General features: G+C 69.8%; 21 protein-coding genes. 9 read left to right on the forward strand and 12 right to left on the reverse strand.

Features of this window, described 5'->3' with window-relative positions; genetic code table 11:
• Positions 1-244: 244 nt before the first annotated feature.
• The gene (locus ACFXHE_RS04450; RefSeq protein ID WP_379379679.1) at positions 245-1,456 is read left to right on the forward strand and encodes a CaiB/BaiF CoA transferase family protein; all 1,212 of its coding nucleotides are present in this window, start codon (positions 245-247) and stop codon (positions 1,454-1,456) included.
• Positions 1,453-2,379, forward strand: a complete 927-nt coding sequence (locus tag ACFXHE_RS04455; protein ID WP_379379681.1) for a hydroxymethylglutaryl-CoA lyase — start codon at positions 1,453-1,455, stop codon at positions 2,377-2,379. Before ACFXHE_RS04450 ends, ACFXHE_RS04455 begins: the two co-directional genes overlap by 4 nt.
• 11 nt (positions 2,380-2,390) lie before the next feature.
• Here the strand turns inward: ACFXHE_RS04455 and ACFXHE_RS04460 are convergent, their stop codons facing one another.
• Entirely contained in the window at positions 2,391-2,636 is a 246-nt protein-coding gene (locus ACFXHE_RS04460; protein ID WP_364607325.1) for a hypothetical protein, read from the reverse strand.
• A gap of 303 nt (positions 2,637-2,939) precedes the next feature.
• Between ACFXHE_RS04460 and ACFXHE_RS04465 the strand changes: the two genes are divergently transcribed.
• Complete coding sequence (locus ACFXHE_RS04465; protein ID WP_379379683.1) at positions 2,940-3,437, forward strand: hypothetical protein; 498 nt, start codon at positions 2,940-2,942, stop codon at positions 3,435-3,437.
• A 22-nt stretch (positions 3,438-3,459) separates the two neighbouring features.
• Here the strand turns inward: ACFXHE_RS04465 and ACFXHE_RS04470 are convergent, their stop codons facing one another.
• From ACFXHE_RS04470 to ACFXHE_RS04480, 3 genes are all read right to left on the reverse strand, one after another.
• Positions 3,460-4,233 (reverse strand): hypothetical protein, encoded by a 774-nt coding sequence (locus ACFXHE_RS04470; RefSeq protein WP_379379685.1) that lies wholly within the window; start codon positions 4,231-4,233, stop codon positions 3,460-3,462.
• A 230-nt stretch (positions 4,234-4,463) separates the two neighbouring features.
• Complete coding sequence (locus ACFXHE_RS04475) at positions 4,464-5,591, reverse strand: acyl-CoA dehydrogenase family protein (protein ID WP_379379687.1); 1,128 nt, start codon at positions 5,589-5,591, stop codon at positions 4,464-4,466.
• A 9-nt stretch (positions 5,592-5,600) separates the two neighbouring features.
• Positions 5,601-6,770 carry an acyl-CoA dehydrogenase family protein gene (locus ACFXHE_RS04480; RefSeq protein WP_379379689.1) on the reverse strand — a complete coding sequence of 390 codons (1,170 nt, stop codon included), beginning with the start codon at positions 6,768-6,770 and terminating at the stop codon, positions 5,601-5,603.
• A gap of 228 nt (positions 6,771-6,998) precedes the next feature.
• On the opposite strand from ACFXHE_RS04480, the gene ACFXHE_RS04485 reads away from it, so the two are divergent.
• Positions 6,999-7,742, forward strand: coding sequence for a hypothetical protein (locus tag ACFXHE_RS04485; protein WP_379379691.1), 744 nt, complete (start codon positions 6,999-7,001; stop codon positions 7,740-7,742).
• 81 nt (positions 7,743-7,823) lie between these two features.
• On the opposite strand, the gene ACFXHE_RS04490 is transcribed toward ACFXHE_RS04485, so the two are convergent.
• The gene (locus ACFXHE_RS04490; RefSeq protein ID WP_379379693.1) at positions 7,824-9,626 is read right to left on the reverse strand and encodes a DEAD/DEAH box helicase; all 1,803 of its coding nucleotides are present in this window, start codon (positions 9,624-9,626) and stop codon (positions 7,824-7,826) included.
• A gap of 215 nt (positions 9,627-9,841) precedes the next feature.
• Between ACFXHE_RS04490 and ACFXHE_RS04495 the strand changes: the two genes are divergently transcribed.
• Entirely contained in the window at positions 9,842-10,702 is an 861-nt protein-coding gene (locus ACFXHE_RS04495; protein WP_379380405.1) for a carbon-nitrogen hydrolase family protein, read from the forward strand.
• 42 nt (positions 10,703-10,744) lie between these two features.
• Positions 10,745-11,392 (forward strand): phosphoribosyltransferase, encoded by a 648-nt coding sequence (locus ACFXHE_RS04500; RefSeq protein ID WP_379379695.1) that lies wholly within the window; start codon positions 10,745-10,747, stop codon positions 11,390-11,392.
• On the opposite strand, the gene ACFXHE_RS04505 is transcribed toward ACFXHE_RS04500, so the two are convergent.
• Together ACFXHE_RS04505 and ACFXHE_RS04510 are read right to left on the reverse strand one after the other, a co-directional pair.
• On the reverse strand, positions 11,386-11,913 hold the full coding sequence (locus ACFXHE_RS04505; RefSeq protein ID WP_354833823.1) for a gamma carbonic anhydrase family protein: 528 nt from the start codon (positions 11,911-11,913) through the stop codon (positions 11,386-11,388). The genes ACFXHE_RS04500 and ACFXHE_RS04505 overlap by 7 nt on opposite strands.
• 36 nt (positions 11,914-11,949) lie before the next feature.
• Positions 11,950-12,672: an alpha/beta hydrolase gene (locus ACFXHE_RS04510; protein WP_379379697.1), complete on the reverse strand. Its 723-nt coding sequence runs from the start codon at positions 12,670-12,672 to the stop codon at positions 11,950-11,952.
• A gap of 390 nt (positions 12,673-13,062) precedes the next feature.
• Between ACFXHE_RS04510 and ACFXHE_RS04515 the strand changes: the two genes are divergently transcribed.
• On the forward strand, positions 13,063-16,647 hold the full coding sequence (locus ACFXHE_RS04515; protein WP_379379699.1) for an AAA domain-containing protein: 3,585 nt from the start codon (positions 13,063-13,065) through the stop codon (positions 16,645-16,647).
• 21 nt (positions 16,648-16,668) lie between these two features.
• Here ACFXHE_RS04515 and ACFXHE_RS04520 read toward each other — a convergent pair whose 3' ends face one another.
• Entirely contained in the window at positions 16,669-17,847 is a 1,179-nt protein-coding gene (locus tag ACFXHE_RS04520; protein ID WP_379379701.1) for an amino acid deaminase/aldolase, read from the reverse strand.
• Between the two features lie 64 nt (positions 17,848-17,911).
• A complete protein-coding gene (locus ACFXHE_RS04525) occupies positions 17,912-18,394 on the reverse strand; it encodes a TetR family transcriptional regulator (protein WP_354833816.1) in 483 nt (160 codons plus the stop codon).
• A 375-nt stretch (positions 18,395-18,769) separates the two neighbouring features.
• Here ACFXHE_RS04525 and ACFXHE_RS04530 point away from each other — a divergent pair, with 375 nt between their 5' ends.
• Positions 18,770-19,504 carry a tyrosine-protein phosphatase gene (locus ACFXHE_RS04530; protein WP_379379703.1) on the forward strand — a complete coding sequence of 245 codons (735 nt, stop codon included), beginning with the start codon at positions 18,770-18,772 and terminating at the stop codon, positions 19,502-19,504.
• Between the two features lie 32 nt (positions 19,505-19,536).
• On the opposite strand, the gene ACFXHE_RS04535 is transcribed toward ACFXHE_RS04530, so the two are convergent.
• Together ACFXHE_RS04535 and ACFXHE_RS04540 are read right to left on the reverse strand one after the other, a co-directional pair.
• Complete coding sequence (locus tag ACFXHE_RS04535; RefSeq protein ID WP_379379705.1) at positions 19,537-20,775, reverse strand: class I adenylate-forming enzyme family protein; 1,239 nt, start codon at positions 20,773-20,775, stop codon at positions 19,537-19,539.
• A gap of 355 nt (positions 20,776-21,130) precedes the next feature.
• Positions 21,131-21,925 (reverse strand): enoyl-CoA hydratase/isomerase family protein, encoded by a 795-nt coding sequence (locus ACFXHE_RS04540; RefSeq protein ID WP_379379707.1) that lies wholly within the window; start codon positions 21,923-21,925, stop codon positions 21,131-21,133.
• Positions 21,926-22,002: 77 nt separating this feature from the next.
• On the opposite strand from ACFXHE_RS04540, the gene ACFXHE_RS04545 reads away from it, so the two are divergent.
• The gene (locus ACFXHE_RS04545) at positions 22,003-23,058 is read left to right on the forward strand and encodes a glutathione S-transferase family protein (protein WP_379379709.1); all 1,056 of its coding nucleotides are present in this window, start codon (positions 22,003-22,005) and stop codon (positions 23,056-23,058) included.
• Here ACFXHE_RS04545 and ACFXHE_RS04550 read toward each other — a convergent pair.
• Positions 23,034-23,453, reverse strand: a complete 420-nt coding sequence (locus ACFXHE_RS04550; RefSeq protein ID WP_379379711.1) for a VOC family protein — start codon at positions 23,451-23,453, stop codon at positions 23,034-23,036. The genes ACFXHE_RS04545 and ACFXHE_RS04550 overlap by 25 nt on opposite strands.
• Between the last annotated feature and the right edge of the window lie 4 nt (positions 23,454-23,457).

The following is a 23,457-nucleotide window of genomic DNA, read 5'->3' on the forward strand; positions in this document are numbered from 1 at the left end:
GGGCGGGTTCGCGGCCCTGAAGGTCTCGTTCTTCCCTCCTCCGCTCCTCCGCTTCGCTCCCCCGCTCCGAGCGCGGGGAGGCGGAGCGCAGTCCAGAACGAGACGGGCCGCGAACCGACAGGGTGATCCGAAATTTCGTGGAGTCGTTGTAGGTTCCGCGATCGGCACGCCGGTGCAACTGTCCTCTCGACCGTCGCACCGGCTTCGCCGTTTTCGGGGTACGCCCATCGTGCAGACTGTGAGCATGGATATTCGGCCGCTCGACGGCGTTCGGGTTCTGGAACTGGGCAACTACGTGGCCGCGCCGACGGCAGGGCGGATCCTCGGGGACTTCGGGGCCGAGGTGATCAAGGTGGAGCGGCCGAAAACCGGTGATGAGCTGCGGAATTGGCGGCTCTACGGCGGTGGCACGTCGATGCTGTACCGGACGGTCAACCGGAACAAGAAGTCCATCACGCTGGATCTGCGCACCGAGGCCGGACGCAGGATCGTGCTGGATCTGATCGAACAGTGCGATGTGCTGCTGGAGAACTTCCGGCCCGGGATGCTCGAGAAGTGGGGGCTCGGGCCCGAGGTCCTCAACGAGGCCAATCCGAATCTGGTCATCACCCGCATCTCCGCGTACGGCCAGACCGGTCCGCTCGCGCAGCGGCCGGGCTTCGCGGCGGTGGCCGAAGCGGTCGGCGGGTTGCGCGAACTCGTGGGCGATCCGGACCGGCCGCCGGTGCGGGTCGGCGTGTCCATCGGCGATTCCATTGCCGGGATCTACGCCGCGTTCGGCACCGTGATGGCGCTGTTCCAGCGCGAGCGGGTGCAGCGGGTTCCCTTGGAGCAGCGCGTCATCGACGTGGCGCTCAACGAATCCATCCTGTCGGTCATGGAATCCCTGGTGCCCGACTATCTGGCCTACGGCATCAATCGCGAACGCGTCGGCGGGCGCATGGAGGGCATCGCGCCCAGCAACGCCTATCCGTGCAGCGACGGCACCAGCATCATCATCGGCGGCAATGGCGACGCCATCTTCCAGCGGTACATGCAGGTCATCGACCGTCCGGACCTCGCCGCCGATCCGGAGCTGCAGGACAATGCCGGACGCTGGCGCCACCGCGAGCGGCTCGACGCCTCGATCGCCGAGTGGACACGGGTGCGCACCCGCGAGGAGGCGCTGCGGGTGCTGGAGGCGGCCGCGATTCCGTGCGGGCCCATCTACACCGCCGCCGACATCGTCTCCGACGAGCAGTACCGGGCGCGCAATATGATCCAGCCCTTCCGGGTGGACGTGGGCGAGCCCGAACCCAAGGAGGTCGGCTTCCCGGGCATCGTCCCGGTGATCGGCGGCCGTTCGCTGCCCATCCGCAATGTCGGCCCGGACCTCGGCGAGCACACCCGCGAGGTGCTCACCGGCCTGCTCGGCCTGACCGACGCCGATATCGATGCCCTGGAGGCGAACTCATGACCCTGCGCGATGTCACGCTGCGCGACGGCCTGCAGCTCACCGGGAAAGTGCTGCCCACCGAGCGCAAGGTCCAGATCGCGCGGCAGCTGCTGGCGCTGGGCGTGCCCGAGCTGGAGATCGGATCCATGGCGCGCCCGGATCTGGTGCCGCCCATGGCCAATACCCTCGATCTGGTCGCCCGGCTCACGCCCGCGGAACTGGAACGCTGCTGGGTCTGGGTGGCCACACCCCGGCACGTGGCGCGGGCCGCGGAGGCCGGCGTGCGCAATTTCCAGTACTGCTTCTCGGTGTCGGATGCGCACAACAAGGCCAATATCGGCCGCACCACCGAGGACAGCCTGGCCGCCATGCCGGAGGCGGTGCGGCTCGCGGCGGAGGCGGGCGGGCGCATTCAGCTCTGTCTGGCAACGGCTTTCACCTGCCCGTTCGACGGGCCCATGGATCCCGCGCGGGTCCTGGCCATCGCCGCCGATCCGCGCACCGAGGGGTCGGCGGACATCGTGGTGGCCGATACCCTCGGCCAGGCCCATCCGGGTCAGGTCGGCGGGCTCATCGGGGCGGTGGCCGCGACCGGGCACTGGGGAACGCCACAGCACCGCATCGTTTTTCACGGTCACGACACCTGGGGCATGGGCGTCGCGAATTCCCTGGCGGCCCTGGCCGCCGGCGCGGCCGTGGTGGACGGTTCGCTGGGTGGGCTGGGCGGGTGTCCTTTCGCGCCGGGCGCCTCCGGCAACACCTCGAGCGAGGATCTGCTGTTCGCTACCCGTCCGGAATGGTTTACCCCGTCCGTATTGTCGGATCTGGTGGGGATTTCCGAAGAGTTGCTGATGGAACTCGCTGAGCCCAACCGATCCCGGACGATTGAGGGCGCACGATCCGAAGCCGAAGCATTCGAATGGGTAATTGCCGCAAATGACTAATTCGCGGAGAATTAGCCAGTGTGCGCGTCGGCCCGAAGTTTGAGCAACACCAAACCCGCGGTGCAGGCGAGAATCAGTCCGGCGACGGTGATTTCGACGCGTAGCCCGGCAATGCCGAGTACCGCGCCGGCGAGCCCACCCAGGAAGATCAGCCAGGCGACGACGCGGGCCAGGATTGCCGACATCCGCAGCCCGGGGGCCGCAGGTTCTCCTGCACGCGCCGATGCGCGCAGCGGAGATGCCGAAAATGCACCCATCATCCACTCCTCGATGACGCCCGCCGGGTCTCGCGATTCTTCGGCGCGCCCCTCGGCAAATTTCGAGCGTCTCACGTGTAACTTTGGACACACATTACGGCTCTGCAACGGAAAGTCCATACGACACGTGCCCAAAACGCGGCGAGTTTACTAATTCGATATCTGAATCATGGCTGTTTGAGATATTTCCGAGGCCTACGGAATCGCCTGTGCTGTCCGGTTATCGAACCGACCACCCGCCTGGCCCCGCCCTGCGGCCTCCGTTAGGGTGAGCCCACTCGACACGAATCAGGAGTGCCACCAATGGACGGCAGCAACGCCGGCGCGGACGAGCGCGGCCTCACCCCGCTGCGTCACCTGCCCAAGCCCGTGGCGGGTGCCGCCGCAGCGGTCGGCGTGGTGTCGGCCGGGCTCATTCTCCTGGGCGCCTGCGGCCTCGGGCACACCGACACCTACGTCGCGCCGCCGCCGCTGAACGCCGATCTGCAAGCGGCGCCGGTGACTTCGACGAACAGCAGCGCGAGCACCACGCCCGCCGTCGTCATCCCGCCGTCCCCCACCTGGCGGGTGGCCGCCGACCAGCCTTCCCGGCGCGCGCCGATCTCCACCATCACGGGCACCCCGGACGACCCGGCCGCGGACCCGAATGCGAGCACCCGCTCCACGCCGTCGCGCGCCACCACCACGCGCCCGGCCACCACCGAAAGCCCGCGCGCCACAACCGAACTGCCGGTCACCACGGTCCCGCCGACCGCCCTCCCGACCACGGATCACCCGGCCTCGGACAACTCCGACGGGTAGCGCGGCCGGTCCCCCACCGAGCTCACCAGTCGCCGTCTTCGACCGGAGCGCCCTTCTGGTCGCCGAGCTGGTGTACCTGGCCCGGGGCCGGCGGCTGCCACGGTTCGTGGTCGTCGCCCAGCCAGTCACCGACCGGAGCCACCGCGGTGAGCGGGTCGGCGGGGGCCAGATCGGTTGCGTCCGAATCGAAGTGGTCGAACCAGGGTAGGCCCGCCTCGGTGTAGGCCCTGCGGTCGACCGGGGACGGCGGTGCGGCCTCGCCGGTGATCCGCTGCCAGTCGGGCGGGGTCACCAGATGGACGAAGATGCGGCCGGCAGGATCGGTGGCCCAATCCGTCAGGGCGCGTTCGTCTTTGTAGATCTCCTGCCGCATGGTGCCGCCGACCCCGAGACCCACGGCGGTGGCCCGCTTACGCGGTGCGGCGCGCGCGAACAGCCCGCGTTCGCCGCTGCCCGGTGCGGGCGGCGGGGGCGGCGGAGCTCCGAACCCGGGCGGCTGGCCACCGGCCGGAGCGGGCATACCGGGCGGCTGGGGCCCGAGCATGGGAACGTCATCCCCGTACGAGATCGCCCGCACCCGTTCACGATCGGCTTCCATCGTCTTGCGCCAGCGCGCGAGCTCGACCTCGTTCAACGCGAAGTTCTGGAGCTGGATGCCGCCATGGGTCTCCTCGCCGGTGACCTGACCCTCGACGCTCGCACCCAATCCCAGTGGCACCGCCACGAATTGGCGGATGGTGCCGGTGCCGGAGTTGATGCCGTCCAGCCAGGGCTGTTCGGGCAGCACCACCCCCACCGGGCAACACCACGGTGTTCCCGTCCAGCCGTACTGCTTCTCCTCCCGTACCCGAACCCTACGCCCGCCCCATCCGTCCCCGACACCGAAATTCCAGCTTCGCGCCCCTCGGCACCACCGAGAGCAGGAGCGAGCACAAGCACACCGAGATCCACTGTGCACCAGTGAATTCTGCGTCGGCCAACGCACCCGCTCCGGGGTGGAGCGGGGCGCGGCCTCGGTGGTGCGGGTCAGAACTCCACGAGGGTGTAGTCGCCCACGCGGTCGGTGAGAACACGCAGGTGTTCCAGGTCGCCACCCAGGGTGCGGGCGATGGCGGTGAGACGGGCAACGTAGTGACTGACCGGATATTCGGTCGTGATGCCGATACCGCCGTGCATCTGGATGGACTCTTGGCCGATGTGGCGGGCGGAGCGGCCGACCTGCAGCCGGGCGCGCGACGCCGCCACCCGGTCGGCGGAACCGTCGGCGACGGCGGCCGTGGCGTACAGGCTCATGCTGCGCGCGAGTTCCAGGGACACATACATATTGGCGGCACGCTGGGTCAGGGTCTGGAACTTGGACAGCGTGACGCCGAACTGCTTGCGCGTCCTCAGGTATTCGGCGGTCAGCCGCAGGGCCTCCTCCATCGCGCCGAGGGATTCGGCGCACAGGCTCGCCTGCGCCGCCACCTCCACCGCGTCCACCACCGGCTGCGCGTCACCGCCGTCGCCGAGGAGTTCGGCTGCGGCGGAGGCGAATTCGAGCTGCGCACCGCGACGCTCGTCGAAGGTGCGGTAGGGGGTGCTGGTGACGCCCTCGGCGTCGGCCGCGATCAGGAACAGGCCGATGCCGCCGCCGGGAAGGGCGGCGCTGACCACCAGCTGATCGGCGCAGTCACCGTGCGGGACGGGGTTCTTGACGCCGGTGATCCGATAGCCGTCACCGTCGCGGACCGCAGTGGTGGCCAGTTCGGTTGCGGGCCACCGGGTGCCGGGTTCCTGGTGCGCGAAGGCCAGCAGGGTCTCGCCGCCGACGAGCGCGGGCAGCACGCGCTGCCGCTGGTCGGCGGTGCCGGCGCGGGCCACCAGCCCGCCGGGTACGAGCACGGCGTCGAGGAAGGGCTCGGGGGCATTGCGGCGGCCGATCTCCTCCATGACCACCATGGTCTCGACCGGCCCGGCGCCCACGCCGCCGTCCTCCTCGTCGAAAGCCAGTCCGAGGACGCCCAATTCGGCGAGCTGCCGCCAGACGTCGCGGTTCCAGCCGAGGTCGGTGTCGGTGACCTTCAGGCGGGTCTCCGGGTCGTAGGCGCGGCCCAGCAGATCCCGGACCGTGTCCCGCAGCATGACCTGTTCATCGGTGAGTTCGAAATCCATGGCGGCGGCTCACAATCCGAGAATGGTGGAGGCGATGATGGTGCGCTGCACCTCGCTGGAGCCTCCGTAGATGGTGGTCTTGCGGAAGTTGAGATAGCCGGGACCGCTGCGCTGCGCCCAGCCGGGCGAGGCGATGTCCCCGGCGTTCACCGGCAGCGCGTCCGGCCCGGCGACGTCCAGCAGCAGCTCGGTGGCGGCCTGCTGCAGCTCCGAACCGCGCAGCTTCAGCACCGACGAGGCCGGATTCGGCTTGCCGTCATTGGAATTGGAGACCACGCGCATGAGCGTGAGCTCCAGCGCCAGCAGCTCGTTCTCGATCTCGGCCACGCGCGCGGCGAACGCCGGGTCCTCGAGCAGCGTGCCGTCGCCCGAACGGATCTGCGCCGCATACTCTTTCGCGACGCCCAGCTTCACCTTGGTGCGGCCCACACCGGTGATGCCGGTGCGCTCGTTGCCGAGCAGGAACTTGGCGTAGGTCCAGCCCATGTTCTCCTCGCCGACCAGCTGATCGGCGGGCACTCGGACGTTCTCGAAGAAGACCTCGTTGACCTCGTGGTGGCCATCGATGAGCTTGATCGGCCGGATGGTCACGCCGGGGCTCTTGACGTCGAAGAGCAGCATCGAGATACCGGCCTGCTTCTTGACGGTCGGGTCGGTGCGCACCAGGCAGAAGATCCAGTCGGCGTACTGGGCCAGGGTGGTCCAGATCTTCTGGCCGTTGACGATGTAGGAGTCGCCGTCGCGCACCGCGGTGGTGCGCACCGCCGCCAGGTCCGAGCCCGCGTCGGGCTCGGAAAAGCCCTGGCACCACCAGATGTCGAGATTGGCGGTGGCCGGCAGGAAGCGCTGCTTGAGCTCCTCGGAGCCGAACTGGGCGATGACCGGGCCGATCATCTGGGCGTTGAAGGTGAGCGGCTCCGGCACCGAGGCCAGCTGCATCTCGTCCTCCCAGATGTGCAGCTGCATGGGCGACCAGTCGCGGCCGCCCCACTGCACCGGCCACTTGGGCACGGCCAGGCCGTTCTCGTTGAGGATGCGGTGGGTGGTGACGATGTCATCGCGAGAGAGCTCGTGACCGTATTTCATGCGGTCACGGATCTCCGCCGGGATCTTGGTCCGGTAGACCTCGCGCAGGTCGTCCCGGAATTTCACCTCATCGGGTGATAGGGCCAGCTTCATTGCTTCTCCCGAGCGTCGCTGTGATGTCGCCATCAAACTTACCCCCCGGTAATGGTCTGATTGTCACCCGTATCACACCGACCGGACGGCCCGGGGCGCTCGGCTCGCAGCGACTCGACATCCCGGCTCTCGAGCTGAGCTGGTAGGTTGCCCAGGAATCCGATACCCGAATTCCGGGACGTCGGGCTGTTGTGGCTCGGCGAGAATATCGACGCAGGAGCAGCACGAGTGAACGGTTGGACTCTGTCCCGGCGCGCCCTGGCGGTCGCCGCCCTCACGGCCGCGGCCACCGTCGGCGCGACCAGCGCGGCCACCGCCGACCAGCCGAAGACGCCCGTCGAGAGCGGCATCGACCAGCTCACCCAGGCCGTCGGCGACAATGCCGCCGGCCGGGCCGCGGTCGCCGACGTCGCCCGATCGGCCCAGCTGATCGCCGCCGCGAAGCTGGAGAACGTTCAGTTCACGCCGTTCTCGTACCTGGCGCCCACCCTCGGCTGCGGCTTCAACATGCCGTTCAGCCTGACCTCGGCGATGGCCGTCACCGGTCCCAACACCTCGGTGTCGCTGCCGCCGGGCAATGTCAGCTTCCAGGTCATGGCGCAGCAGAACGGTTTTCCGACCGCCTCCGGCCTGAGCGTGGCCTGGCTGAATGTGAACAACGGCCGCAGCGGCATCACCGCCCTCGACGACCAGACCGAGTACAACCTGCCCTCGCTGTCGAAGACCGTCGATGCCGGCGCGGGCACCGTCGTCGCCTCGCTGTGGGGCACCATCGACTACCCGGGCGCGCGCTGCGTGGTGCTGCCGACCGTCGGCCTGTTCACCGTGTCCGACACTCCGCCCGCCCAGCCTGCCGCCCCCGCCACCCCGGACGCCTCGGCCCCGACCACCTCGGCCGCCCCGGCGACTCCGCCGACTCCGGCACAGGCTCCCGACGCCGCCCCCGCCGCGGGCGCGCCCGGAACCAACTGACCTACGGCGACGCCGCACCCTCGAAAACGCAACGCCCGCATCCCTTCCGGATGCGGGCGTTGATCGTTTCAAGCGGCGGGCTCAGAACCGCGGCTTGCGCCGGGCCTCCGGGCGCTTGCCCTCGCGGCGCGGGGCGCGGCTCATGGAGCGCCCTCCGGGCGGGCCCTGGTCCAGCTGGAGGTCGATGAGCTGACCACTGATCCGGGTTCGGCTCAGAGCATTCAGGGTTTCCTTGGACAGGTCGGCCGGCAGCTCCACCAGCGAGTGGTCCGGACGGATGCTGATGTGGCCGAAGTCGCTGCGGCGCAGGCCACCCTCATTGGCGATGGCGCCCACGATCGCGCCGGGGGCGACCTTGTGGCGCTTGCCGACCGAGATGCGATAGGTGACAAGCTCCGCGCCGGTCTGGCGATGCCGGGACGGACCGCTCGGCTCGCGACGCTCGCGGGGACCGCGTTCGCGGTCACGGTCGTCGAAGGAACGCGGGGCGCGTTCGCGGCGCTCGCGCGCGGTCGGCTCCGGATCGGGCTCCATGAAGAAGTTGTCGCCGTCGTGACCGCCCACCGCGAGCGCCGCGGCGATGTCCACCAGCGGGATATTGTGCTCGCGCTCGTAGTCCTCGATCAGCTTGCGGAACAGCGGCAGATTGGCCGAGGTCAGATTCTCGGTGATGGTGTCGCCGAACTTCTGCACGCGCTGGGCGTTCACGTCCTCGACGCTGGGCAGCTGCATCTCGGTGACCTGCTGGCGGGTGGCGCGCTCGATGGCGTCGAGCAGCCGGCGCTCGCGCGGGGCCACGAACAGCAGCGCGTCACCGGAGCGGCCCGCGCGGCCGGTGCGGCCGATGCGGTGCACGTAGGACTCGGTGTCGTGCGGGATGTCGTAGTTGACGACGTGCGAGATGCGTTCCACGTCCAGGCCGCGCGCGGCCACGTCGGTGGCGACCAGGATGTCGAGCACACCGGACTTGAGCTGGCCGATGGTGCGCTCACGCTGGGCCTGCGCGATGTCGCCGTTGATGGCGGCCGCGGAATACCCACGCGCGCGCAGCTTTTCGGCCAGCTCCTCGGTGGCCTGCTTGGTGCGCACGAAGATGATCATGGCCTCGAAGGATTCGACCTCGAGGATGCGGGTCAGCGCGTCCAGCTTGCGCTGATACGACACCAGCACCCAGCGCTGGGTGATATTGGTGTTCGTCGACGTCTTGGTCTTGACGGTGATCTCGGTCGGGTTCTTCAGGTACTGCTTGGAGATCTTGCGGATGGCCGACGGCATGGTCGCCGAGAACAGCGCGACCTGCTTCTCGTCGGGCGTGTCGGCGAGGATGCGCTCGACATCGTCCTGGAAGCCCATCTTGAGCATCTCGTCGGCCTCGTCGAGCACCAGGTACTGCAGCTGCGACAGGTCCAGGGTGCCGCGCTCGAGGTGGTCGATGACGCGGCCCGGCGTGCCGACGACCACCTGCGCACCGCGCTTCAGACCGGACAGCTGCACCGCGTAGTTCTGACCGCCGTAGATGGGCAGCACATGCAGGCCGGGAATGTGCACCGCGTAGCGGCCGAACGCCTCGGCGACCTGGATGGCCAGCTCCCGGGTCGGGGCCAGCACCAGCGCCTTCGGGGCCTTGCCGGTCATCTCGATGCCCATGAGGATCGGGATGGCGAAGGCCGCGGTCTTGCCGGTACCGGTCTGGGCCAGGCCCACCACGTCCGCGCCGTCGAGCAGCGGCGGAATCGTCGCCGCCTGGATGGGCGACGGCGATTCGTAGCCGACATCGGCGATGGCCCGCAGGATGCGGTCATCGATACCCAAATCAGCGAAGGACGGGCCGGAAACGTCCCTCTCGTCGTCAGTGGGAACGCTGTCGGCCGGTGAGGTACTCATTGCCACGGATTTTACTGCCTGCTAGCTGCGGGCTTGACCATCGGGTGAATACCCTGGGAGTCGTGCAACCGGACAACCCGCCCGCGCCCGCCGCCCCGACGCCCTCGAGTTCCGTGTCCGGACTCGGAAATCCCGAACCCGCTCCCGCTCGCAACTACGTCACCGGAACCCTGGCCACCGCCGATGCGGGCAGCTCGGGAGCAGTGGTGACGGCCGTGCACGAAACGGCCGCCGCGGCGGAGCGGCCCGCCGGGACCGAACCGGCCGGGTCGGTGGATGTGGCGGTGGTGCAGTTCGATCCGTACACCGACACCGTGGCCAATCTCACCGCCCTGCGCGCGGAGGTCAAGGCCGCCAGCGAACTCGGAGCGAAGGTGGTGGTGGCGCCCGAGTATTCGATGTTCGCCACCAAGCGCCTCGACGATCGGGTGCTGGCCGCCGCGGAACCGCTCACCGGACCGTTCGTCACCGGATTGCGCGGTATCGCAGCCGAATTCGGGGTGCACGTGGTAGCCGGCGTGGTCGAGTCCGGGGGCCCGGACCAGCCCGCCGGGCACGTCTACAACACCCTCGTCGCCGCCTCGCCCGACGCCGAATTCGCGGCCGTCTACCGGAAGGTGCACCTGTACGACGCTTTCGGATCGCGCGAATCCGATCTGCTCATTCCCGGCCCGCTGGACCAGTCCCAGACCTTCACCGTGGACGGCGTGGTGTTCGGGCTGCAGACCTGCTTCGATCTGCGCTTTCCCGAAGGCATTCGCCGGCTGGCCGCCGCGGGCGCGCACGTGCTGCTGCTGCCCGCCCAGTGGATTCCCGGTCCCGGCAAGGTCGATCAGTGGACCACGCTGCTGCGCGCCCGGGCCATCGAGAACACCATGTACGTCGCCGCCGCCGACCAGGCCGGACCGCGCGGGTCCGGCGCCTCCATGATCGTCTCCCCCACCGGCGCGGTGCTGGCCGAACTCGGCGACCAGCCGGGCATCGCCACCGCCCACATCGACCTGCACCACCTCACCGAGGTCCGCACGACGAATCCGAGCCTGGCGCTGCGCCGGTACACCATCCGCGGCGAGTGACCGGCGCGTGGGCGAGAGCCCACGGAACTAGACTGAACAGCGATGATCTATCCGGATCGGGCGGCCGCCGGACGCGCGCTGGGTGGGGTGCTGGGGCACCTGCGCGCGGCGGATCCGCTGGTGCTGGGGCTGCCCCGGGGCGGGGTGCCGGTGGCCGTGGCGGTGCGCGACGTGATCGGTGGCGACCTCGATGTGCTGCTGGTACGCAAGCTCGGGGTGCCGTGGCAGCCGGAACTGGCCATGGGGGCCATCGGGGAGGACGACGTCCGGGTGCTGAACTACGACGTGGTGCGGCATACCGGGGTGACGCCCGATCAGCTGGCGGACATCGAGCTCGTCGAGCGGGCCGAACTGGAGCGCCGCCGCGGGATACTGCGGGCCGGGCCGCCGATCGACCTGAAGGACCGGACCGTGGTGATCGTGGACGACGGCATGGCGACCGGCGCGACCGTCGCCGCCGCCTGTGAGATCGCCGGGCTGCACGAACCGCGCCGGGTGGTGGTGGCGGTGCCGGTGTCCTCGGTCGAAGCGCTGCACCGGATCCGGGAGATCGCCGACGAGGTGGTGTGCCCACTGGTGCCGCGGGCCCTCGGCGGAGTGGGCGGGGCCTACCGGGACTTCCATCAGCTCACCGATGCGGAAGTGGTGAAGCTGTTGCGCCCCACCGCTTCCCGGGATACGGATCAGTGAACCTCGGTGATGCCCGTGCGGTGTCGCTGCGCGAGGTCGGCGTAGAAGCTCGGATTGGTCTTGACCCACAGTTCGGCCGGGGTGCCCGCGAGCGGCTTCTTGACCTGGGCGGGTGAGCCGGCGGCCAGCACGCCATCGGGAATCTCCTGCCCCGGGCCGACCAGCGAGTGCGCGGCGATCATGACGCCGCTGCCGATCTTGGCCATGTCCAGGACCGTACTGCCATTGCCCACAATCGATTCCGCGCCCAACGTCGCGCCGTGGAACACCACCGAGTGCGCGATCGTCGAACCCGCGCCGATCTCCACGGTGACGTCCTGCGGCACGTGGATCACGGCGTTGTCCTGCACGTTCGCGCGTTCCCGAATGATGATGGGCGCCAGGTCCGCACGCAGCACCGCGCCGTACCAGACCGAGGCGCCCGCCTCGACGCGCACATCGCCGATCAGGGTCGCGGTGGGCGCGATGAACGCGGTCGGATCGACCGTCGGACGCTTGCCTTCGAATTCGTAGAGGGGCACGCCCTCACCGTAATCCTCAGGACCAGCGCGAATCCTTCAGACCAGCGAGCGGGCGTGCACGAATTCGACGATCTCCGCGGTGACCTCGGCGTGCGCGGGCTCGTGCAGCAGGTCGTGGCCGGCATTGGGGTAGGTCTGGAAACGCGCGCCGACCTGGGCCGACCACTCCCGCACCGGTTCCACCGGCGCCCGGCGATCATCCGCGCCGTGCACGATCAGCACCGGCAGGCCCGCGGGCAGCCGCGGTCCCGGCCAGTCCGACTCCTGCTCGGTCGCCAGTGCGGCACGCGAGCGGGAACCGCCCTGGGCGCGAGCATGATTCGCGGGTTCGGCGCCGCGGGCGGACTTCGGGGACCTGCCCTCCAGCACCGCCTTGGGCGTCCCGCACAGCACCAGTCCGGCGAAGTCGCCCGGCTGCGCGTCACGCAGCACGGCCAGCGTGGTGGCCGCGCCCAGGGAGTGACCCATCAGGAACGGGGTGGAAGTCGCGTGTGCGTGCACCTGGTCGAGGAACAGCCGGGCGTCGGCGGCCAGCTCGTGGATCGTGCCCGGCCTTTCGGGATCTCCTTCGCTGAGTCCGTGCCCGGAGGTGTCCAGGGCCCAGAGTTCGATGCCGCGGGCGGCCAGCGCCCGCGCGAATCGATGGTAGTGCGCGCTGTGCTGGCCGATTCCGGGTAAGAACGCCAGGACGGCCTGTGCATCATCGAGCTGCCATCGGCGGTAGTGAAGGCGGCCGCGAGCGCCCGCTAGGTAGAGCATCGGCAGATTGTGACAGACGCGCACAGGTTGCGGGGCCGCTCGAAACAAGCGACTGGCGAGTAACGAGCGAACCTGCCGGACAGCGACGCGCCGCCGGGCGGCCCACGGGGCGACACGCCGGAATGGCGATGCGATTTCTGGCGTCCGACCGGGCCTCGAGCCGCTGTCGGCGGCTGCGGGGCGCGCGAGTCGCGTTGTCTCCCAACATCGCCCGCAAACGCGTGCTGACGTGGGCGGGTCATGACGGGTCCGGACGGGTGCGCGCGCCGCACCTGGCAGCACATCACACCGCCCGCAGTCATTACGCTATGGCCCGACTCGGCCACGTGACGACGACCCCCGGCCGGGTGCGGGTGTCGGCGGAGGAGAGGCACAGGAGGGCCGCGATTGATGCTGTTCGGTGATCGTGTCGTGTGCAGCACCGGAGACCTGGTGGCGGCGGCGCGTTGTGAGTTCGCGCTGCTGCGCGCGCTCGACGCCGAACTGGGACTGGTGACGCCGGTCGAGTTCCCGTCGCCCGGCACGCTCACGCGCACCCCCGACCCGGCCGTCGAACACCGCCTCGCCGACCTACGCGACCGGTACGGGCCGGGCGTCACCCGCATCCGCCTCTCCGAGCCCGCGGCCGACGCCCTCGCCACGACCGCGCTCGTCTCCGAGGACCTGCGCGAGCGCGCGCTGGCCGGACTGCGGGACGCGCACGACCGGACGCTGACGGCACTGCGGGCGGAGGCCGAGGCGGTCGCGGGCGGCGTGGTGTTCGACGGGGACTTCGTGGCGCGCTGCGAATTCCTGGTGCGCGATCACGCCCCCGAGGGACACGACTACATCGTGGCCGGGGTCGCGGGCCGGCGCGGCGGGATCGCGACCCTGCTGGGCCTGGCCGCCGCCGCGGAGGCCCTGCGGCGCAACGGTTTCCGGTCCGCGCCGCAGGTACGAGTGTGGGAGGACGGCGTCCCGGTCACGTACACGCTCGCGGACATGGCGGTCGTCTACCAAGCGCGGCGGGCGCGGCTGAACCTCATCGTCGACACCAAGCTCGGCGAGCTACTCCCCGTGCAGTGGGGTGACCGGCGCTTCCTGGCATGCGGCCACTGCCCCACCTGCACAACCGAACTCGAGACCCGCCGGGATCTGCTGCTGGTGGCGGGAATGCGCCCGGCCACCCGCGCCCACCTGCGCGACGCGGGGATCACCACCGTCGACCGGCTGGCCGTCGCCGACGCCGCCGTCACCGGCATCCCGTCCGCCACCCTGACCACCCTGCGCCGCCAGGCCGAGGTCCAGATCCTGCGCGAGCGCACCGGCCGTCCGGTGCACGCCCTCATCGATCCGGCCGCACTGGCCGCCCTGCCCGCGCCGACCCGTGGCGACCTGTTCGTCAGCGTCACCCCGGTCAATCCCCCCGACACCGCCGACCTCCCGCGCGCGGGGTCCGGAATCGCCCGCACCGCAGGCGATGTGATCGTGCAGATCAGCGCGCTCGAACCGGCCGACCGGGCGCCGGCGGACCACCCGGCCGCGCAGGCCCTCCGCGTGGTCGAAACCTCCTCCGCGCCGGCGATATTCGTCCAGGAACCAGCGGAATCGGCCGACGGTGAGCAGTTCGCCGAACAGCGCGGCAGCGCCGCGGTCGCGACCTTCGAGCAGGGGCCCGGGGTGAGCACGGTCGCGCTGGGATTCGTGCCCGCGCCCGCCGTGCCGAAACCCGCGCGCACCTTCGTCATTCGAGCCGACGGCCCGGACACTCTCGGTCACGGGAGCCGTTCCCGCCGCCGCGACGACGCGGACGCGCTGCTGGAGTTCCTGATCGAGCGCCAGCGCGAATGCCCGGATCTGCGGATCCACCACTATCGCGGCGATCTGCGCGGCCTGCTGCACACCATCGGCGAACGCGATTCCGAGGGTGAGGATGTGGTGGCGGAGCTGCTACCCGCGCTGGCCGACCTGTACCCGGTGGTGCGGGCGGCGCTGGTGGTCGGCGAGCGGTCCTACGACCTGCACCAACTGCCGCCCAATCAGGAGGAGAGCGGCGGCGGCGCGGAAGCCGTACTCCGACTGCGGGATTGGCTGCTCGACCTGGCCGCCGGGCACGAGGTCCGGCCCAGCCGGCGGTGGTCCTACGACTACGCCGAGACGGGGCCCGACGAAATCGAGGCGGCCCTGCGGGAATTCGCGGAGAGCGACGGCGCGGAACGCGGCCCGGCGCAGGAGGCGGCCGGGCTCGCGGCGGCGGCGCTGGGCTATCACCGGCGCGAGCGGCGGCCGCTGCGCTGGGCGCACGACGACCGGCTCGACCATCCGGTGGCCGAATGGGCCGACACCGCAGGGGTTCTCGTCGCCGACTCCGGTTCGGTCGACACCGACTGGCACAGCACCGGCCAGCAGCCCATGCGGCGCTACCTGACCCTCAGCGGCCGGCTGGGCACCGGCAACGCACCGCCACCGGGCACAGCGGTGCTCACCCTCTACGACCGCCCCGCGCCCGGCATGACGGTCACCCCGGGCCTGCGCGCGGCGGCACACGCCACCGTCCTCGGCTGCGCGCTGGACACCAATTTCGAGGATGTGGTGCGGGTGGTGGAGATGCTGCCCGAGGGCTGCGAACCCTACGCCGAGCTGCCCGCGGCCATCGCGCCCTGCCCGCCCGACCACGACATCCATCTCGCGGAAGCCTTGGAGGACACCGCACATCAGCTGCTGGTGACCCTCCCCCAGGTGCCCGAGACCGCCGTCTTCGACATCCTGTGCCGCCGCCCGCCCCGGCTGCGCGCGGGCACGGCGCTGCCCGAGGTGTTCGGCGATCACGCCGCCGCCGTCACCGCCGCCGTCCTGGATCTCGACAATTCGTATGTGGCCGTGCAGGGCCCGCCCGGCACCGGCAAGACCGACACCACCGCGCGCGCCGTGGAACGGCTCGTCACCCGCTACCGGTGGCGGGTCGGCGTGGTGGCGCGCTCGCACCAGGTGGTCGAGCACGTGCTCGACGCCGTGGTGCAGGTGGGTGTGCTGCCGGAGCTCGTCGCCAAGGCCGACAGCCGGGCGGTGGCGCCGGAATGGCTGCCCATCGAGGCCTCGCGCTATCCGCGCTTCCTCGACAATGCCGTGAACGGCTGTGTGGTGGGCGGACTTTCGAGCGACTTCACCGATCCCGAGCGCATCGCGCGCGACAGCCTGGACCTGCTGGTCATCGTGGACGCCGGGAAATTCCCGCTGGCCGAGGCGGTGGCCGTGGCCGTGTGCGCCCGGAATCTGCTGCTGGTCGGCGACCCCGCGCCGCCGACGGGACACGGCGCGCATCCCGAGCCGATCGCCGAATCCGTGCTGGGCCGGCTGCTCGGCGCGCACCGCACCCTGCCCGCCGCCTACGGCTACTTCCTGGACCGCACCTGGCGCATGCATCCGCGTATGTGTGGCCCGGTGTCGCGGCTGCGCTACGACAATCGGCTGCGCTCCAATGAAACCGTCACCCTTGCAAGGGAACTCGACGGCATTCCACCCGGCGTGCGCACCGTGCCGGTGGAGCATCACGGCAACAGCACCGAATCCGCCGAGGAGGCACGGGAAATCGTGCGCCAGGTGCGCACGCTGCTCGGATTGCCCTGGCACACCGGCGCACTCACCCGCCGCCTGCATCCACATGACATCCTGGTGGTGGCCCCCTACCACGCCCAGGTGGCGCGCATCCGGACCCTGCTGTCGCGGGCCCGCATCGAGGACGTCCTGGTCGGCACGCCCGACCACTTCCAGGGCCGCGAGGCCGCGGTGGTGCTGGTCTCCATGACCACCTCCGCGCCCGAGGACGCCCCGCACGGGATCGGCGCGCTGCTGTCGCGGCACTGGCTGACCAGCGCGATCTCGCGGGCCATGTGGTCGGCGATCATCGTGCGCTCGCCGCTGCTGACCGAATACCTCCCGGCCACCACCGCCGAGCTGTCCGACCTGGCCGCGTTACTGCAGCTCGACCGGGTCTAGCCCGGGCCCGGCTCCCTCGGCTCAGCCGAAGCAGTGCCCTTCACCGCGATAGGTGGGCACCGTGGTGCGGCTGCCGTCCCCATCGATCAGATGCACCTCGTTGAAGCGCTCGCACAGCTCGCCCGCCTTGGCGTGCCGGAACCAGACCCGGTCGCCGATCTCCAGGCCGTCGGCGCCCGTCAGCGGGGTCTGCACCTCGCCCGCGCCCTCGGTCCCGATCAGTTTCAAGCCCAAGGGCCACACCGGTTTCGGCACCCGCGAGGCCCCGGTCGGCCCGGAGGCGATGTAGCCGCCGGAGAAGACAGTGGCGATGCCCGGCGCCGGCCGGCGCAGCACCGGCGTGGCGAAGTACATGGACGGCCGCGGCGCCAGATTGCGGTAGCCGTCGAACAGGGTCGGCAGGTACAGGCCCGAACCCGCGGTCACCTCGGTGACGCCCGGGTCGGTAATGCTGACCTCGATGGACCCGGTGCCGCCGGAGTTGACCAGCTCGAGTTCACCGACCGTCGACCGCACCGCCTCCAGCACCTGGCGGCGGCGCTTCCCGATCTCCGCCGCAGACGCCCACTTCACCAGGCGCACAGCGGGATTGGTGTCCGGAAGACCCGCGATCTGAGCCTCGTAGGTCATCACGCCGACGACCCGGAAACCGCGGGAACGGGTTTCGGCGGCCAGCCGGGCGGCCTGCTCGGGGGTGCGGATGGGCGAACGGCGCACACCCAGGTGCAGTGGGCCGAGGCGCAGGGAGGCGTCCACATCCAGACACACACGGGGAGAGACCTTTTCACTGCCGACGGCCTCGCGAATCAGGTCGAGCTGGGCGGTGTCGTCGACCATGAGGGTGATGGAGTCCAGCAGCAACTGGTCGGAGGCGAGTTCCGCCAGGGCGTGCCGGTCGGCGGTGGGATAGCCGAGCAGTACATCGCGCGCGCCCTCCCGGACCAGCCAGATGGCTTCGCGCAGTGAGTAACCCATGATGCCCGCGAAGCCGCCGGAGGCGGTGAGCTTGGGCCCGAGGACTTCCTCGAGAACGGCGCGGCAGCGCACGGATTTGCTGGCCACCCGGATCGGTACGCCGCGGGCGCGGCGCACCAGATCGTCGGCATTGGCGCGCAGGGCGGTCATATCGACCGCGGCGAGCGGAGGTTCGAGGTCTGCGGTGGCCGCGTGCAGCCCGCTGATCGGCGACGAATCGGTCACCAGATCATTCGACCATGAACCTGGTCAATCGTCCAGCATTAAGTTTCGGGGCAGGCCGGGTGTGTCAGGGCAGGTCGACGGCCTTGGTCGACAGGTACGAGACCAGGTCGTCCAGCACCACCAGTGAGATCTCGTCATCACAGTCGGCCAGCCAGCGCAGCACCATGCCCTGAATGACGGCCAGTAGATAGGCGGCGATGGCATCCACCGGCTCCAGCCACTGGGTTCCCGAGCGGCTGGCGCAGTGGTCCAGGAAGGACGTCACGTCGGCGTCCAGCTCCCGGAACATGGCCGTGGCGACCGGGTCCGGGACACAGGTGGCCTGGTTCTCCCAACGCCGCCGCAGCACCGCCAGGGTGGACTCGTAGGCACGGATCTGCCGGTCCGGAGAGGATTTCAAGATCGGCCACAGCGTGCTGAGTCCCGCGTGCAGCAGGATGCGCAGGGCACGATTACCCCTGAAATCAAGCGACACGGCCGCGGTCTCGATGGCCTCGGTCATGGCCGGACGAAGTCCGACCTGGGTGATTTCTCCACTTGCGCTCAACGACGACTCCCTTTGGCAAAGAACTCGCGCACCTCGCCTGCGCGGCTCGCTCAACGGGTGTTGCAGATCGGCACTGATCTCCGGCTTGTACGCCGACGTACCCGTTCAACGGGTATTGATGTTACGTCTTTTTCTGGCCCGGCAACCAGCTTTGATAGCTGATTCCATACCTCAAGAATGTTTTGTTACCTAATTGGAACAGGCTTGCGACCGGATGGGAATGATCAAATTGAACGATCGCCCGGTAAAGCCGTTGTTTGGACCGGACGGTATTTTATCGGCGGGTGTGCGATGAAACATAGCGGGTGTGCGCGAACCCACAACGCTCCACTGTTCGACACTCTGGCGTTACCCGCCCACCGATAGCCTGACCGGGTGACTTCTGCGCGCCATGACCAATTCCTGATCTCCGGCACCTTCAATTTCCGTGATCTCGGCGGCGCCCGCACCGCGGGCGGTTCCACCATGCGGGACGGAGTGCTGCTGCGGTCCGCCCAGCTCAGCCGGCTCGACGAGACGGGCCTCACCACCCTCGGCAAGCTGGGCGTCACCGACGTCCACGACCTGCGCGGGTTCGCCGAGATCGACCACATCGGCCACGACGTCGTCCCGGACGGCGTGCGTTTGAAGGTCACCCCCTTCGACCCCCGCATGGGCGAGACCCCGCCGCACGAGGCGCGCCGCCACAGCAGCGCCTCCGGCCACATGCTCGAGGTCTACCGGCTCTTCCCCGCCCTGCCCGAGGCGCACGTCGCCATCCGATCGCTCGCCGACTCCGTGCTGAACGGCACCGCGCTGGTGCACTGCGCCGCGGGCAAGGACCGCACCGGGTGGGCCGTGGCCACACTGCTGCGGGCGGTCGATGTCATCGAAGAGGACATTTACGCCGACTACCTGCTCAGCAATGACGCTGTCCCCACCCTGCGCGCATTGATGACCGCGGGCACCGACGAGGAACTCTCCGACGATCTGCTCGGCGTCCGCCCCGAATACCTGGAGTCGGGCACCAACTCCATGAACGCCATGTACGGCGGCCTGGACGGCTATCTCGCCGAGATCGGCATCACCCAGGAGCTGCGCGACGCGCTGCGCGCCCGGATGCTCGTCTGACCGCTGCGGTTGTTCTCCGTGGCAGCGCGCGATCAGTCCGCGTTCGACCGGCGGACCAGGCCGTTGCGGTCGATGCTGACCTGGTTTCCGGTGTGGAACCAGGAGCCGGTGAAGCGGGACTCGGTGGTCTGCGGGTCGTTCCAGTAGCGGGGGCTGACATTCGGCCCCCGGCACAGCAGCTCGCCGTGGCCGACGGCCGCGAGCGGGCCCCACAGCGCGAGTTCGGTTCCGCCGAAGGCGAATCCGAGCGCGTCCCGGCCCGGAGCGGTGTCGTCACGGGCCAGCCCGATGCCGGAGGTCTCGGTCGCGCCCCACACCGACCACTGCCGGGCCTCCCCGAAGACCGCACGCAGGGAGTTGGCGACGGATTCGGAGGTGGCCGGGTCGGCGGCGGCCAGTTCGGCGCGATGCCCGGCACTGCAGATCTGCCGGACCCGCTCCACCCGCAGCCCGGCCAGGCCGGGCAGCAGTCCGGCGAAGATGCGCGGGGTCGCGGCGACCATGTCGATGCGTTCGGCGACAAGGGCTTCCGGCACCGCGGACCGGTCGGGGGTGAGCACCACGGTGCCGCCGACCGCGAAGGTGGGCAGCAGCTGGTCGACGCAGCCGCTGGCGTGCGCGAGCGGCAGCAGCACCAGATTGCGCAGGCCGTCGGTGGGCAGATCCAGCGCGCCGACCACGGAACGGACCGCGGAGAGCAGGTTCTCGTTGGTCAGCTCCACCCCGCGCGGGCCCGCCCCGGAGCAGGGGCTGGTGTAGCTGAGCAGTGCCAGTTCGCCGAGGGACGCGCCGTCGTCGATGAAGGCCGCGCCGTCGGGCAGCGCGTCGCGGAAGCCCGCCGCGCGGCCGCCGCCGTCGAGTACGAAGTCGGCGCGGGCGTCGTGAATCACGCGGTCCGCCACGGCATCCGGCAGGCCGTCGTGAACCAGCACCGGCACCGCCCCGGAGAGCAGCGCGCCCAGGAACGCCTGCACCCAGCGGGCGCCGACCGGCATGCGGACCGCGACCCGGTCGCCGTAGCCGATGCCGTGTTCCTGCAGGCCGCCGGCGATGCGGGAGGCCGAGTACCAGAGTTCGCGGTAGGTGAGCCGGGGGCCGCCTATCTCGACCACGGCCTCGCGGGCGGCGAAGGTGTGGACCTGGACGTCGAGGAGTTCGGTGAGCGCGGGCCTGAGGTTGCCGTAGCGCAGGATGCCGTCGGCGGCGCGGGCAAGCGGGTTGTCGCACCAGCCGTTTCGCGTCTGCGGATATTCCACGAGTAACTGCGACATCGTCGTCCCTCCGGGTACCTCGAAGCCCTGCAGGCAAGAGTGACTATATGATGCAGATCACATCGATGGGCGGATTGTCGGCAAACGGATGTCAGGCTTTCACACCACGGAAACAGATCGCCGCCCGATCAACCCCACATTCCCCCGATCGGGCGTGCGGAAACATCGAATTTGCGGTGTCTTCGCAACAGTCGCACCGGGATTCCCCGCCGGGCGGTCTCGTGCCACCCCGATCCCATACCACTGCAGGTAACGGGCTTGACACGCCCGGGCGGCAGCCGACACGCACGGACGCACACAGTCGATCGTGTTGTTCTTCGAGCAGAAGCGCGGCCGCGGCCCGGCCGATCGGCGCCTACTGGCCCGTGTACGTGGCCTTTCCGGGGCCGACCTCGAGGAAGCTGCGCACCGCGCCCCGCAGATCCGCGGTGCCGAAAAGTTGCCCGGACACCTCCGGAGTCACCGAATCCGCGTGCGCCACACCACCGGAGCGCCAGGCCTCGATGATCGCCTTGGTGGCGGCGTGCGCGCGGGTCGGGCCCTCGGCGAGCCGGGCCAGCAGCGCCCGGGCCGCGGTGTCGACATCCTCGTGCACCGCATTGACCACACCCCACTCGGCCATGGTGGCGGCGGAGTAGGTGTCACCGGTCATGACGAACTCGCGGGCGCGGCCGGAACCGGCGCGCTCGGCCAGCCGCTGCGGGCCGCCCATCGACGGGGTCAGGCCGACCACGGTCTCCACCAGGCCGAACTTGGCCTTGGGCGCGGCCAGGATGATGTCGCAGGCCAGCGACATCTCGAAGGCCGCGGTCAGGGTCAGCGAGTGCGCGGCGAAGATGACCGGGCAGGGCAGCGCCTCCAGCGGGTGGATGATGCGCGCGAACAGGGTCCGCCACAGCTGCGCGCCCTCCGCCTCCGACAGGCCGTCGAAGACGTGCACGTCGACGCCGCCGGAGACCAGCTTGCCGTCGGCGCGGATCAGCAGCGCGCGGGGCGGATTCGCCGACAGCTCGTCGATATCCGCGGCCAGCGTGTCCATCAGGGCCTTGTCGAAGAGGTTCAGCGGCGGATTGTCGATGGTGAGGATCGCCGCGTCCGCGCCGCCGTCGGTGACGATGCGCTCCAGGCGGGTGGGCTTCGAGTCAGTCATGACCCTGAATGTATGCGGACGCTTACTTTTGCGACAGAGCGGACGGGAAATTTCGCCGAGACAACTAACCTGATCATGTGACGACCTCGAAATCCGAGCCGGGGACCTACGTCGAACCGGGCGAATTCAAGCGCGATACGAACTACATCGAGACACGGATCACCGCCGACGGCCGGGACGGGTATCCGGTCGAGCCCGGCCGGTATCGGCTGGTGGCGGCGCGGGCTTGTCCGTGGGCCAATCGCACGCTCATCGTGCGGCGGCTGCTCGGACTGGAATCGGTGCTGTCGCTGGGACTGTGCGGGCCCACCCACGACAAGCGCAGCTGGACCTTCGATCTGGATCCGGGCGAAGTGGATCCGGTGCTGGGCATCCACTTCCTGCAGGACGCCTACTTCAAGCGGTTCCCCGACTATCCGCGCGGCATCACCGTGCCCGCCATCGTGGACGAGCGCACCGGCGCGGTCGTCACCAACGACTACGCGCAGATGACCCTCGACTTCTCCACCGAGTGGGCGCAGTACCACCGGCCCGGCGCGCCGCGGCTGTATCCGGAAGACCTTCGCGCGGAGATAGATTCGGTGAACCGCCGCGTCTACACCGAGGTCAACAACGGCGTGTACCGGTGCGGGTTCGCGGGCGGGCAGGACGCCTACGACGCCGCCTACGACCGGCTCTTCACCGCGCTCGACTGGCTGTCCGAGCGACTGGCGACCCAGCGGTACCTGGTGGGCGACACCATCACCGAGGCAGACGTCCGGCTGTTCACGACCCTGGCCCGGTTCGATCCGGTCTATCACGGCCACTTCAAGTGCAATCGGCAGAAACTCACCGAGATGCCGGTGCTGTGGGCCTACGCCCGCGACCTCTACCAGACCCCAGGGTTCGGCGACACGATCGACTTCGTGCAGATCAAGCAGCACTACTACATCGTGCACACCGACATCAACCCGACCCGGGTGGTGCCCAAGGGGCCCGAGCTCGGCAACTGGCTGACCCCGCACGGCCGGGAAGCCTTGGGCGGCAGGCCCTTCGGCGACGGTACCCCGCCGCCCCCGCCGGTCGAGGCCGAGCGCGTGCCCGCAGGACACGCCCCGGCCCGACCCGGCTACTCGCCGGCCGCACCCCGGTAGGTGCCGAAGCTCCAGTAGACGCCTTCGGGGTCGCGGCAGGTGAAACCCCGTGACTCGTAATCGGTTTCATCGCGCAGCTCGCGGGTGATGGTGGCGCCCGCGGCCTGCGCCCGGGCGTACAGGGCGTCCGCGTCGTCGACGGCGATGTACACCGAGCCGACGCCGGGCGGCTGGCAGTTCAGCGCCATGCCCTCGCGGACGCCGCCGAGCATGATGGCGCCGCCGCCCGGCCAGGCGAGTTCGGCGTGCGCGACGGTGTCGCCCTCGTCGTAGCGGGCGGTGGTCTCGAAGCCGAAGGCACGCTCCAGGAATGCGATGGCGGCCGGGGCGTCGCGGTAGACCAGGGTCGGCCAGACGACGGTGCCGGTCTCGATGGGAGTTGTCGTTTCGCTCATGGGA

The organism is Nocardia sp. NPDC059229 (genome assembly GCF_042754165.1).
Classification (GTDB): domain Bacteria; phylum Actinomycetota; class Actinomycetes; order Mycobacteriales; family Mycobacteriaceae; genus Nocardia.